The sequence below is a fragment of the Christensenella massiliensis genome (assembly GCF_040409835.1).
Taxonomy (GTDB): Bacteria; Bacillota; Clostridia; order Christensenellales; family Christensenellaceae; genus Christensenella; species Christensenella massiliensis.
Genome location: NZ_CP117826.1, coordinates 512273 through 524330 on the forward strand (window position 1 = coordinate 512273; position 12058 = coordinate 524330).

Here is a 12058-nt window from a genome sequence, read left to right on the forward strand (position 1 = left end):
TATCTGTTTAAATGCTGTTCCTAATCTCTGTCAGAATTTTTTCCGCCAATTTTCGCTTCGTATCCTTTGGCAAGTGAAGCGTCTCCCCGTTTTTCTTATAAATGGATACAGCATTATAGCTGCTGTCAAAGCCAATCTCCGGAGCAGATACATCATTTGCGATGATCATATCAAGATTTTTCCGCACGAGCTTGTCCTTTGCATATTGCTCCAAATTTTGCGTTTCCGCCGCGAAACCGGCAAGAAATGCCTTCTTTTCACGACCAAGCTCCGCAAGAATATCCTTTGTCTTCACAAGCTCAACAGTCATGCTTTCCTGCTTTTTCATTTTATGCACCGCACAATTTGCCGGCGCATAGTCTGCAACGGCAGCACACATGATAATGATGTCAGCCCGCTCTTTAAGCTCCATCACCCGGTCATACATTTCAGCGGCGCTCTCTACCGGATAGAGGTCTGCCTTGGGAGGCGCTTCAATCGCAACAGGGCCGGAGACAAGCATAACTTCAGCTCCCCGCTCTGCCGCATTCTCTGCAAGCGCATAGCCCATTCTTCCAGAGGACCTGTTTGTCAGATACCGGACCGGATCGAACGCTTCCCGTGTTGGTCCCGCCGTAATCAAAACTTTTTTCCCCGCAAGATCATCCCGATTCTTAAAATGATCCTCAACAGCTTTTAGAATACCCTCCGGCTCCAGCATTCTTCCATCGCCCGATTGTCCGCACGCAAGCTCTCCGTTTCCAGTCGGCAGAATCATATAGCCTCTGTCTCTTAGAATTTGCAAATTCACCTGCGTCGCGATATTATGCAGCATCGCCGTATTCATCGCAGGTGCGATCAATATCGGGCAGGTGCATGCGAGCAGCGTTGTGGTCAGCATATTGTCCGCAAGGCCACACGCCAGCTTTGCGATCGTATTGGCACTTGCCGGAGCAACGATGGCAAGATCAGCCTTTTGCGCAAGCGCAATATGCTCGACCTCCCATGGCCTTTCCCTTGAAAACAAGTCTGTCGCTACCGCATTTTTGCTCAGCGTTTCGAATGTCAGCGGGGCAACAAAACGGGTAGCCGCTTCTGTCATGACAACATCGACTCCGGCTCCCGTCTTTTTCAGCATACTAGTAAGACTCGCGGCCTTATAAGCGGCAATGCCACCCGTAACGCCAAGAAGAATATTTTTTCCCTGCAGCATTTTATTTGATTCCGTCTGTAACACGGATATACGTCACCTTATCGTTTAAAATTTCATTTACAGCCTGCGAAACAGGATTTTTGTCAACCGGTTCGTTTAAAGGCTGCGCTCCATCTATCAGTTGGCGGGCACGCTTTGCTGTCTCAACGATCAGCGTATAGCGGCAATCTACCTTTGAGAGTAAATCGTTCAATTCCAAATGTATCATTGATAAAACCTCCGTCAATCTTTCTCTATGATCCGCCTGATCTCCTCAACAGCAGTCATCAGGTCGTCGTTTACTACAGAATAGTCATAGCGGCATGCAAGTTCCATTTCAGCCTTCGCTTTGCCGAAACGTTTTGCAATTTGCTCGTCCGTTTCGGTTCCCCTGCCGCGAAGTCGCTCCAAAAGCACCTCTTCCGACGGAGGTAAAATGAAAATCATGATCGCCTGCGGATAATTTTCTTTTACCTGCAGCGCTCCCTGCACATCGATCTCGAGAATAACACTCTTCCCCTGCTCTAATTTGCCGAGCACATAATCCCGCGGCGTTCCATAGTAACAGCCGAACACATCTGCGTATTCGAGGAATTTTCCCTCCGCGATCATTTTCTCAAATTCCTCTTTGGACTTGTAAAAATAATTTATGCCTTCTTTTTCCTGTCCGCGCGGCGCACGCGTTGTGCAAGAGATTGAAAGCTCGTATTCTCCATTTTTTAAAAGCTGGTCGACGATCGTTCCCTTCCCCGCTCCCGAAGGACCGGAAAGGACGATCAATTTTCCCATTTCACTCATACGCTCTTCCTCAATCATCAGTTTCATCGTTATCCTTTGTAACGATCCGGTTTGCCACTGTTTCCGGCTGTACTGCGGACAGAATCACATGATCGCTGTCCATAATGACTACTGCGCGCGTACGCCTTCCATAGGTCGCATCGATCAGCCTCCCGGCAGCGCGCGCCTCTGAAATAATGCGCTTAATGGGTGCAGATTCCGGGCTGACGATTGCAACCAGACGGTTCGCCGATGCAATATTTCCAAATCCAATATTGATAAGTTTGATTGCCATTGACTCGTCTCCTTACTCAATGTTCTGTATCTGTTCCCTGATTTTCTCCACTTCTCCTTTGCCGGCAATCACCTGCTTCAGTATCTCGCCATCCTGTGTTTTCGAGCCGATCGTATTAAATTCGCGGTTCAGCTCCTGCACAATGAAATCCATATTGCGCCCCTGCGGCGTGTCTTCCTCCGCTGCTGCTTTAAACTGTTTCACATGGCTCCTGATGCGTACCAGTTCCTCCGTGATATTGCAGCGGTCTGCGTAAAACGCGACCTCCTGCGCCAACCTCTGTTCGTCTATTTCCGCACCGTCAAGCAGCTCCTGCAGCCGCTCTTTCAGCTTCATCTTGTATTCATAGACTACGATATCTTCTTTAGAGGCGATATTGTTCACATAAACAAGTATCGTATCCAAACGCTTCATGATATCTTTTTTCAGCTGCTCGCCTTCTTTCTCGCGCGCCGCTTTCAGTTCCTCAAGAGCCGCATCAAGGTTCGTATACAAAAGCTCACGCAGAGCATCCTCGTCCGAATGTTCGTCTTCATAGGTGACTGCATCCGGTAAACGCATCAAGGCCGTTACTCCCAAGTCATTGACGATGCCATGCTGTCTGCTGATATTCTCCGCCGCTTCTATATAGGCATTTATAAGCGGCATATCGACAATCACATTTTTTGCATCCTCCCGTTCAGATGAATAATAGATAAAAATATCTACTCTGCCGCGGTTGATACTCTTTTTGATATGCTTGCGCACCTCATCTTCCAAGAACACCATAAACCTCGGTTCTCGGATACTGATATCCAGAAAACGATGGTTTACCGTTTTGATCTCTACCCGAAGCTTTCTGCCGTCAAGTGCAATTTCGCTTTTGCCAAAGCCTGTCATGCTTTTCAAAGATACAGCCCTCTTTCAAAATCGTTAAATATGATTATAACACAATTATTCTTTTCTTTCCAATACTTTATAAAGCTCGTCCGACGGATATGGAAGCACTGCTTTTTTCTCCCCGGAGGATATATCATAAACGCCGTCTCCCCCTGCTTTTCCTATCATCGCAGCCGAAATTCCATTTTTCTTGAGCGTTTCTATTACCAACGCACCGTTTTCCGCGGCAATCATCATGCTGCCTGATGAGATCAGCCCAAACACATCAAGAGCATATCTTTTGCATATCTTGCTTGTGACCGGAAGGACCGGCACAGATGAAAGGTCTATCTCCGCACCAATACCGGACGCCTCGCACATCTCACATACCGCGCCCAGAACACCGCCCTCCGTAATATCATGCATCGCATGTACTCCTGCGACTTTCGCCGCTGTTTTTCCATCTGCTACGACGCTTAAGGAGCCGCGCACGCTGCGCAGCTGCTTTTGGTCTTCCTCCGTCAGACCGAGTTCCTCCGGATATTCTCCCGCGATAATGGCAGTTCCTTCAAGGCCTGCGTACTTTGTCATGATGATATCGTCTCCTGCTTTCATATCCGAAGTACGAAACATCCTGCCCGGGATCACAGGCTTTCCAATCATCGTGACTGAAACTATGATACGGGTCACACTGTCCGTTACCTCTGTGTGCCCGCCAATAATGTCGATATCGAGTTCGTGAGCCGCCTTTGTTAAACTGCCCATCAAATCACGCACCTGTTCTTCCTTGCCAGAAGGAGGAATCAGGATCGTTACAAGTGCTGCTACCGGCACAGCGCCTGCAGCGGCCACGTCGTTGGCATTGATATGGACGGCAAGCATTCCCGTCTGCTCTCCGCCAGCAGTGATCGGGTCCGTCGACACGACGCACAAATCTCCTGTCATCACTGCACAACAGTCTTCACCCACACCGGCACCTACGACCGTTTCTTCATTGTGCGGCTGTATTTGATCTATAATAAGCTCCCGAAGCTTTGCGCTGGTCAGTTTTCCCTGTCTCATGCTTTATCGAGTTCCGCTTTCACCAGTTCATTCACGGTCTTAGGATTCGCTTTTCCTTTGGTCGCTTTCATGACCTGTCCTACGAAAAAGGTCATCGCTTTTTTGTTTCCGCCCTTATAGTCGGCGACAGGCTTCGGATTCTCCGCCACGATCTTCTGCACGAGCGCCAATATCTCGTCCGCATTATCGTTTTGCTTCAGGTCCTTTTCTTCTACGATCTGCGCGGGCTTCTTGCCTGTTTTGAACATCTCCTCAAACACCTGCTTGCCTACGCTCGAATTGATGACCCCGTCGTTTACCATCTTCAGCAAATCGGTAAAATCCTCCGGCGAGATGGGAATGTCTTTTGCTTCGACATTATTTTCCTTTAGAAGACGTGCAAGTTCTACCATGATATAATTGCTGATCGCTTTCGGCTCGCGGTAGACGGCCACACTGTCTTCAAAGAACTTCGCCGTATATTTTGACATCGTCAGAACGCCGGCATCGTATTCCGGAAGCCCGAATTCGTCCACATACCTTTGCCGTTTCGCAGCAGGAAGCTCTGGAAGCGAAGCCTTGATATCTGCGATCCGTTCATCCGTCAAATAAACCGGAACAAGATCCGGGTCCGGAAAATAGCGGTAATCATGAGCCTCTTCTTTGTCGCGCATCGGGAAGGTCCTGCCTTTGGCATCGTCCCACCGGCGCGTTTCCTGAATGATCTCCCCGCCGTCCTCGATCACCTCAATGTGGCGCTTGGCCTCATATTCTATCGCACGCTGCGCCGCCGAGATACTGTTGATATTTTTCAGCTCAGTACGCGTTCCATATCGCTCAGAACCGATCGGGCGCACGGAAATATTGATATCGCACCGCATAGATCCTTCCTCCATCTTGCAGTCCGATACGCCGATATATTCCATATTGGCCCGTACAGTATCGAGAAACGCTTTCACCTGCGCAGCGCTTCTAAAGTCCGGGTCTGTTACGATCTCCATAAGCGGAACGCCGCCCCGATTGTAATCCACAAAGCTCTCCGTGCCCTGATGGACTAATTTCCCAGCGTCTTCCTCGATATGGATACGCGTAATGCCGATTTTGTGTTTTTCCCCATCGGCCTCTACCTCTACTTCTCCATGTCCGCATAGCGGAAAATCATACTGGGATATCTGATATGCCTTTGCAAGGTCCGGATAAAAATATCCTTTTCGGTCCAGCTTGGAATAATTCGGAATATTGCAATTGAGCGACAGCCCCGCGCGCACTCCATATTCCACCGCCTGCTCATTCAGCACGGGAAGCGTCCCCGGCATAGACAGACATACCGGACATACGTTCGTATTTGGTTCCGATCCGAATTCGTTTTTACAGGAGCAAAAAATCTTCGTCTCCGTTGCCATTTCAACATGGACTTCAAGGCCTATTACAGTTTCATATTTCATCGTTTTTCTCCATCATAACGTCGGTTTTTTGTCAAATCCGGCAGCCTGTTCAAAGTTCCATGCTGCCCGGAACATCGTGTTTTCATCGAACGCTTTCGCAATCATTTGCACAGAGACCGGCAGACCCTCTTTCGTTACGCCCGAAGGAACGGAGATCGCCGTTACACCCGCAATATTCACCGGAACGGTAAACAGGTCGTTCACATACATTTCAAGCGGCGTTGACTTCGCTCCCACCTGAAATGCCGGCGTGGGCGCAGTAGGCGAAAGCAGGATATCATACTGGCCGAACAATCTGTCGAAATCGTTTTTGATCAGCGTCTTTACTTTCAGCGCTTTCAAATAATAAGCATCATAATATCCGGAACTCAAAACATAATTCCCGAGCATAATGCGGCGCTTTGTTTCGTCGCCAAAGCCTTCAGACCGCGTATTTTTATACATTTCTTTCAAATCATCATACTGTTCCGTACGGTAACCATACCGTATTCCGTCAAACCGCGAAAGGTTGGAGGCCACTTCCGCAGATGCGATCACATAGTATGCGGAAAGGGCATAATCGAAAGTCGGAAGCGTAGTCTCTTCAACAATAGCTCCCATTTCCTCAAACAGCCGGACCGCATCCAAATAGGACTGCCGTACTTCCGCATCTATTTCCTGCTCCAGATATTCTTTGGGGATCCCGACCTTCAGGCCTTTGATATCCCTCTTCATCCCTTCGCCATAATGAGGATAGTCCATAATAGCCGACGTGGAATCTTTGCTGTCGTTCCCCGCAATAATATCCAGAACAAATGCGGAATCTTCAACGTTTTTCGTCAGAGGGCCGATTTGGTCGAGCGAGGAAGCAAAAGCCATCAGGCCGAACCGCGATACTGTGCCATAGGTAGGCTTCAGGCCTACGACGCCGCAAAATGCGGCCGGCTGCCGGACAGAGCCGCCTGTATCGGAGCCAAGGGAAAAAATCGCTTCATCTGCGGCAACGCACGCCGCGCTTCCGCCCGAGGAGCCTCCCGGCACCCGTGAAATATCCCATGGATTTTTCGTCACTCCAAAATAGGACGTCTCTGTGGATGAGCCCATCGCAAATTCGTCCATATTTGCTTTAGCGATCAAAACGTAGTCTTCCGCTTTTAACTTTTCGATCACAGTGGCATCATAGACCGGCTTATAATTATACAGCATTTTAGAAGACGCGGTAGATAAGATGCCTTTTGTACACATATTATCTTTGATGATAGCGGGTATCCCCGCCAGCTTTCCAAGCGCTTCTCCTTTAGCCCGTTTTTCGTCTACGCACTTTGCCGCTTCCACCGCCTCGTCCGCACATACCGTGACCAGCGCGTTGATCTGCGGCTCGACCGCCTCGATCCGCTCAAGGCAGGCCTTTGTCAGTTCCTCGGAAGTGACTTCCTTTTTTTCAAGCAGTTCTGCCGCCTGCTTTATACTAAGAGATGTAAGCTCCATAAGTTCCTCCCATCAGTCCACAACTTTCGGAACAGTAAAAAAACCATCCTCCTGCTCCGGTGCATTTTTCAGCATATCTTCCCGTTCCCATACTTTTCCGGGGATATCTTTTCTGACTACATTTTGCTGCTTCAAAATATACGAGGTCGGCTCTACGCCTTCTGTGTTCAGTTCATTCAGCTTTTGAGCATGGCCGAGTATTTCATCCAGATTTTTCTGGAGCATCTCTTTTTTTTCATCGTCGAGGCTCAGCATCGAAAGCGATGCGATCCGTTCTACTTCGTCTAATGTAACGCGCATTTTTATTTTCGTCCCTTTCATGAGTCGTTTCACAATCATTAATTATATCATAAAATAAGGGCTGCGTGAATCTTTTTGCCCATACTAAAATGCTTGTGGGGAATGAATCCTCCACTCCCCACATACACACACATATTCACTATTCCATGATTTTTTCCAGAACTTCCGCCGCACCTTCCACGACTTTCCAGCATTTGCTCTCCCGGTTAAAATTTTCTTTGCGTACTTTGGCACAGAATGCACTGCCAAATTTTTCTTTGAACCCGTTCATCATCGCTTTGCACTTTGGACTCAGATCGCTCGTCTGATGCGCGCACGTCTTTATCTCTTTAGCGCTGATCGCCCCCATTCCTCCGCAAACAGCACCGCAGATGCTTCCACACTGCATTCCGCCGCCAAAGCCGCCGAAAGCTTTCATGCCTTCCTCGTTTATTCCGAGCTCATATTCATCGTTTGCGGCACGAATAATTGCCTCCGCGCAATTGCAGTCTTTTTCCTGATAATAGATACGTGCCCTTTCTTTTAACATTTTTCCCTCTCTCCTTTATGACATCATTTCTTTCAAATCATCTTCCGAAATAATCGTTACGCCAAGCTCCCGAGCCTTTTTCAGCTTGCTTCCTGCGTCTTCGCCTGCCAAAACATAATCCGTTTTCTTACTGACCGAAGAGCTCGTTTTTCCACCCATGCTTTCAATCAGCTCCTGTGCCTGCTTTCGTGTATATTGCGCAAGCGTGCCCGTGAGTACAAACGTTTTTCCTTCCAGCCTTCCGCCGGCTTCTTCTCCTTTGTCCTCCTGTGGCTGTACGCCTGCGTCAAAGAGCTCCTGTACGACGCGCATATAATTTTCATTCCGGAAAAAGTCGATAACATCCTGTGCGACGACCATGCCCACATCGCGTATAGCCACAAGCTCCTCTATCGTCGCCGCTTTTAGCCTATCATAGGTCCGGAACGTACGTGCAAGGTCTTTGGCGGTCTTTTTTCCTACATTCGATATGCCAAGCGCATAAATAAAATGAGAAAGCGGCGGCTTTTTGCTTGCTTCGATAGCATCCAAGATATTCTGAGTCCTTTTCTCCTTAAATCCCTCCTGCGCCAGCAGCTGTTCATCTGTTAAAGTATAGATCGCAGCGATATCTTTGATATCAAGCTTTTCAAAAATCAGCTCTATCGTTTTTTCACTCAGGTTTTCAATATCCATTGCGTCACGCGATACAAAGTGCACCATGCGCGAAGTAAGCTGCGGCTTGCAGTTCAGGGAATTCGGGCAAAACAAATTTGGTCCGTTCTCTTCCAAAGCAGTTCCGCAGGCCGGACAATGTGTTGGTTTCGGGATCGGTATAAGCGTCCCGTCCTGAACCGGAGAAGCTCCTAAAATTTCCGGGATCACATCATTTGACCTCCGAATAAATACATCGGCGCCGATTTGCACACGTTTTCTTAAAATATCCTCATAGTTATTCAGCGTGGCCCTTTGGATCGTTGCTCCTGCAAGCTCTACCGGCTCGAGATGCGCAAGCGGCGTAAGCTTCCCCGTTCTGCCTACATCCCATGTGACAGACAGAACCTTCGTTGTCATCTCCTCCGCAGCAAACTTATATGCAATCGCCCAGCGCGGAAACTTTTGGGTATATCCGAGAGCCTCCCGCGTTTGAAAATCCGTTATCTTTACGACCATTCCATCGATCAGAAAATCCAGTCTTTCCCGTTCTGCATCCACTGCATTGACAGCTTCTGTGATTTCGGCAATATCCGTGAGTATTCTTTCATAGGAGCTTACGTTGAACCGATTATCGCGCAAAAACGCGATCATCTCCTGATGATTGGCAAAAATCTTTCCCTCTATATAGCCTACATTATAAATAAATGCGTCCAAATGCCGTTTTGCAGTCTGCGACGGATCCAGATTGCGGATAGCCCCCGCCGCTGCATTGCGCGCATTTTTCAGAGGCTCCTCTGCTGTCCGGTTATATTTTTCCAGTTCAGAGAGCCGCATGATCGCTTCTCCCTGAACCTCCATTTTCCCGGCAAAATCAATTTTCAAAGGGATGGACTGTATCGTTTTGACTTGTTCCGTAACATCTTCCCCCACTGTTCCGTTTCCGCGCGTCGCTGCAGAAACCAGATATCCGCCGTTATAAGTCAAATTGATCGTCAGCCCGTCAAATTTATATTCCAATGAGTAGCTGGGCTGCGGGAGTCCTAATGCGTCGATCTGCTTATTGGTACGCTCCTGCCATGCAGATATTTCCTCTATGCTCTGTGCCTTATCCAAACTCCATAATGGCGCGAGATGCGTGTGCTTGCGAAAACCCTCTAAAAGCTTTCCGCCCACTCTTTGTGTAGGTGAATCCGGTTCTATCGTACCGGTCTGTTTTTCCAAGCGTACAAGCTCATCGTATAGCCTGTCATATTCTGCGTCTGCAACGGCCGGATCATCCAAAACATAATAGCGGTAAGCATAATCGTTCAGCTTGTCGATTAGTTGTCTCATACGTTCCATCGCACGCAGCCACCTATTTCAAAATTTTCAGCGATGCAAAAGCTAAAAACATCTTCTTTTCGCCAGCCTCATAGAAATCCACTACTGCAACGCGGGAATCTCCCTCTCCCGCAATGCTTTTCACCTTTCCCCGGCCAAAGGTTTTATGCTCTACGATCGTTCCTATCTTATAGTCTCCGCTCACCTTCTGCGGAACAGCCTTTTTCTGGAATCCGAATCCGCCCGAGAACAGGCCTTTCCTTTCGGAAGCAGAAGCCGGTTGTTTTGCGGATATAACGGGTTTCTTCTTTCCAATCTCATTTAGCAGACTGTCGTCGATCTCATCTAAAAAGCGCGATCGCACGGATGGCTGCGTGCGGCCATACAGAGTCCTCATATTGGAATGCAGCATATAAAGTTTTCGCTTTGCACGCGTGACCGCTACATAGCAAAGACGGCGTTCTTCCTCGATGTTATCTTCATCGATCGCACGCTGACTCGGAAAGATGGCCTCATCCATTCCTGCAATAAATACTGTATCAAATTCAAGGCCTTTGGCTGCATGCATGGTCATCAGCGTGACACCGCCTTTATCATCCATGCTGTCAAGGTCGGTGATCAAAGCAATGTTCTGCAGAAATCCCTCCAAAGATGCCTCTTCTTCCTCATCGTAGGTATAGGCGGAATTGATCAGTTCGGCGATATTTTCCATTCTGGCTTCTGCCTCCGGCGTCTGCTCTTCCTCCAGCATCTTTTTATATCCCGAAATTTCATACGCGCGTTCCAAAAGCTCATGTACGGTAAGTTCTTCTGCATTTTCACACATGCGTTCATACATCTCATAAAACTCTTTTGCTTTTTTTATGAGCGCTTTATCCGAAAGCAAAGCTTCCGCCTTTTGCATCACTTCCAAAATAGACATCCCGCCATATTCCGCAGCCCGAGCGAGCGCATCGATTTTAGCCATACCGATCGCGCGCTTTGGTGTATTAATGATTCGTAAGAGCTGCAGATCTGCCGCCGGATTTGCGATAATATTCAAATAGGCGATCATGTCTTTGATCTCTTTACGCTCATAAAAGCTGATGCCTCCATAAATGCGGTATGGAACTGCATATAAACGCAGCTTTTCTTCTAAAATTCTGGAAAGCGTATGGATCCGATATAGAATCGCCATATCTGCATATCTCGTTCCCTCGTCCGACAGCCGCTGTATCTCCCGTGCGATCGTTTCGGCTTCTTCATATTCGCTGCCAGCCGTATAGAGCACCGGCTTTTCGCCGTCGTCGATATTACTCCAAAGCGTCTTCCCTTTTCGTCCTTCATTGTTTTTGATGACGCAGTTGGCTACATCCAGTATCTTTTTATCGGAGCGATAATTCTGTTCCAGCCGAATAACTGCCGCCCCGGGAAAATCCTTTTCAAACTCCAGAATGTTCCGTATATTCGCTCCGCGGAACGCATAAATCGACTGATCGTCGTCACCTACCACAAAAATATTGCCGTATCCTCCCGACAATATTTTGATCAATTTATACTGCACCATATTGGTGTCCTGATATTCATCCACCATGATATAGTGAAATTTATTCTGATAATATATGCGCGCCTCATCAACTGTCTCTAAAAGCGTCAGCGTATTCAGAAGCAGATCGTCAAAATCCATAGCATTTTGTTTATGGAGCTCCTGCGTATATTCATCGAATATCTCACCCGCGTGATCTGCCACAAATGGATTGCGCTCTTCCGCATACTGCGCAAAATCAAGGGTCGTATTATCATTTTTATATTTACTGATCAGATTCTTGATATAGCGGTCCGAATAGCTTTTATTCTCTTTCAGGCCCATTCGTTCCAATATTTTTTTCAGAAGACGCAAGGTATCGTCCGTATCATAAATCAGAAAATTTTTAGTATAGCCAAGACTGTCTGCATAACGGCGAAGCATGCGCACGCACATCGCATGAAACGTGCTGATCCACATATCCCTCATGTCCGCGGAAACAACGCCTGCAATGCGCTCTTTCATCTCCTGTGCCGCTTTGTTTGTAAACGTGATGGCAAGAATCTGCCACGGCGCTACATTTTTCCCGTTGATGAGATACGCGACACGCTCGGTAAGCACACGCGTCTTTCCGCTGCCTGCTCCCGCAAGAACGAGCACGGCTCCCGATATCGTTTCCACCGCCTGCTTTTGCCGTTCATTTAACTGATACAAA

The 12058-nt window shown here is 48.0% G+C and carries 12 protein-coding genes; all 12 read right to left on the reverse strand.

Going from position 1 to position 12058, the window contains the following annotated elements:
- Positions 1-7 precede the first annotated feature (7 nt).
- The 12 genes from coaBC to PUP29_RS02550 all read right to left on the reverse strand — a co-directional run bounded on the left by coaBC (position 8) and on the right by PUP29_RS02550 (position 12057).
- Positions 8-1192 (reverse strand): bifunctional phosphopantothenoylcysteine decarboxylase/phosphopantothenate--cysteine ligase CoaBC, encoded by a 1185-nt coding sequence (gene coaBC, locus PUP29_RS02495; RefSeq protein WP_079547399.1) that lies wholly within the window; start codon positions 1190-1192, stop codon positions 8-10.
- Between the two features lies 1 nt (position 1193).
- Entirely contained in the window at positions 1194-1400 is a 207-nt protein-coding gene (gene rpoZ, locus PUP29_RS02500) for a DNA-directed RNA polymerase subunit omega (protein ID WP_079547398.1), read from the reverse strand.
- 14 nt (positions 1401-1414) lie between these two features.
- The gene (gene gmk / locus PUP29_RS02505; RefSeq protein WP_079547397.1) at positions 1415-1996 is read right to left on the reverse strand and encodes a guanylate kinase; all 582 of its coding nucleotides are present in this window, start codon (positions 1994-1996) and stop codon (positions 1415-1417) included.
- Positions 1980-2243 (reverse strand): extracellular matrix/biofilm regulator RemA, encoded by a 264-nt coding sequence (gene remA / locus PUP29_RS02510; RefSeq protein ID WP_079547396.1) that lies wholly within the window; start codon positions 2241-2243, stop codon positions 1980-1982. The genes gmk and remA overlap by 17 nt, the downstream gene beginning before the upstream one ends.
- Before the next feature lie 12 nt (positions 2244-2255).
- Positions 2256-3122: a YicC/YloC family endoribonuclease gene (locus PUP29_RS02515; protein ID WP_353424045.1), complete on the reverse strand. Its 867-nt coding sequence runs from the start codon at positions 3120-3122 to the stop codon at positions 2256-2258.
- Positions 3123-3176: 54 nt separating this feature from the next.
- Positions 3177-4163 carry an AIR synthase-related protein gene (locus tag PUP29_RS02520; protein ID WP_079547394.1) on the reverse strand — a complete coding sequence of 329 codons (987 nt, stop codon included), beginning with the start codon at positions 4161-4163 and terminating at the stop codon, positions 3177-3179.
- On the reverse strand, positions 4160-5587 hold the full coding sequence (gene gatB, locus PUP29_RS02525; protein WP_079547393.1) for an Asp-tRNA(Asn)/Glu-tRNA(Gln) amidotransferase subunit GatB: 1428 nt from the start codon (positions 5585-5587) through the stop codon (positions 4160-4162). Before gatB ends, PUP29_RS02520 begins: the two co-directional genes overlap by 4 nt.
- A gap of 12 nt (positions 5588-5599) precedes the next feature.
- Positions 5600-7054: an Asp-tRNA(Asn)/Glu-tRNA(Gln) amidotransferase subunit GatA gene (gatA, locus tag PUP29_RS02530; protein WP_079547392.1), complete on the reverse strand. Its 1455-nt coding sequence runs from the start codon at positions 7052-7054 to the stop codon at positions 5600-5602.
- 12 nt (positions 7055-7066) lie between these two features.
- The gene (gene gatC, locus PUP29_RS02535) at positions 7067-7354 is read right to left on the reverse strand and encodes an Asp-tRNA(Asn)/Glu-tRNA(Gln) amidotransferase subunit GatC (protein ID WP_353423765.1); all 288 of its coding nucleotides are present in this window, start codon (positions 7352-7354) and stop codon (positions 7067-7069) included.
- A gap of 139 nt (positions 7355-7493) precedes the next feature.
- A complete protein-coding gene (locus tag PUP29_RS02540) occupies positions 7494-7883 on the reverse strand; it encodes a C-GCAxxG-C-C family (seleno)protein (protein WP_079547390.1) in 390 nt (129 codons plus the stop codon).
- Between the two features lie 15 nt (positions 7884-7898).
- Positions 7899-9860 carry an NAD-dependent DNA ligase LigA gene (gene ligA, locus PUP29_RS02545; protein ID WP_353423766.1) on the reverse strand — a complete coding sequence of 654 codons (1962 nt, stop codon included), beginning with the start codon at positions 9858-9860 and terminating at the stop codon, positions 7899-7901.
- 13 nt (positions 9861-9873) lie between these two features.
- Positions 9874-12057, reverse strand: coding sequence for an ATP-dependent helicase (locus PUP29_RS02550; protein ID WP_079547388.1), 2184 nt, complete (start codon positions 12055-12057; stop codon positions 9874-9876).
- Position 12058 lies beyond the last annotated feature (1 nt).

What these genes read in the sequence shown, in the direction of transcription:
- PUP29_RS02540 (WP_079547390.1), bottom strand. Translation starts at nt 7,883, where the DNA reads ATGTTAAAAGAAAGGGCACGTATCTATTATCAGGAAAAAGACTGCAAT.
- remA (WP_079547396.1), bottom strand. Translation starts at nt 2,243, where the DNA reads ATGGCAATCAAACTTATCAATATTGGATTTGGAAATATTGCATCGGCG.
- gatC (WP_353423765.1), bottom strand. Translation starts at nt 7,354, where the DNA reads ATGCGCGTTACATTAGACGAAGTAGAACGGATCGCATCGCTTTCGATG.
- gatA (WP_079547392.1), bottom strand. Translation starts at nt 7,054, where the DNA reads ATGGAGCTTACATCTCTTAGTATAAAGCAGGCGGCAGAACTGCTTGAA.
- gmk (WP_079547397.1), bottom strand. Translation starts at nt 1,996, where the DNA reads ATGAAACTGATGATTGAGGAAGAGCGTATGAGTGAAATGGGAAAATTG.
- PUP29_RS02515 (WP_353424045.1), bottom strand. Translation starts at nt 3,122, where the DNA reads ATGACAGGCTTTGGCAAAAGCGAAATTGCACTTGACGGCAGAAAGCTT.
- gatB (WP_079547393.1), bottom strand. Translation starts at nt 5,587, where the DNA reads ATGAAATATGAAACTGTAATAGGCCTTGAAGTCCATGTTGAAATGGCA.
- coaBC (WP_079547399.1), bottom strand. Translation starts at nt 1,192, where the DNA reads ATGCTGCAGGGAAAAAATATTCTTCTTGGCGTTACGGGTGGCATTGCC.
- ligA (WP_353423766.1), bottom strand. Translation starts at nt 9,860, where the DNA reads ATGGAACGTATGAGACAACTAATCGACAAGCTGAACGATTATGCTTAC.
- PUP29_RS02520 (WP_079547394.1), bottom strand. Translation starts at nt 4,163, where the DNA reads ATGAGACAGGGAAAACTGACCAGCGCAAAGCTTCGGGAGCTTATTATA.
- rpoZ (WP_079547398.1), bottom strand. Translation starts at nt 1,400, where the DNA reads ATGATACATTTGGAATTGAACGATTTACTCTCAAAGGTAGATTGCCGC.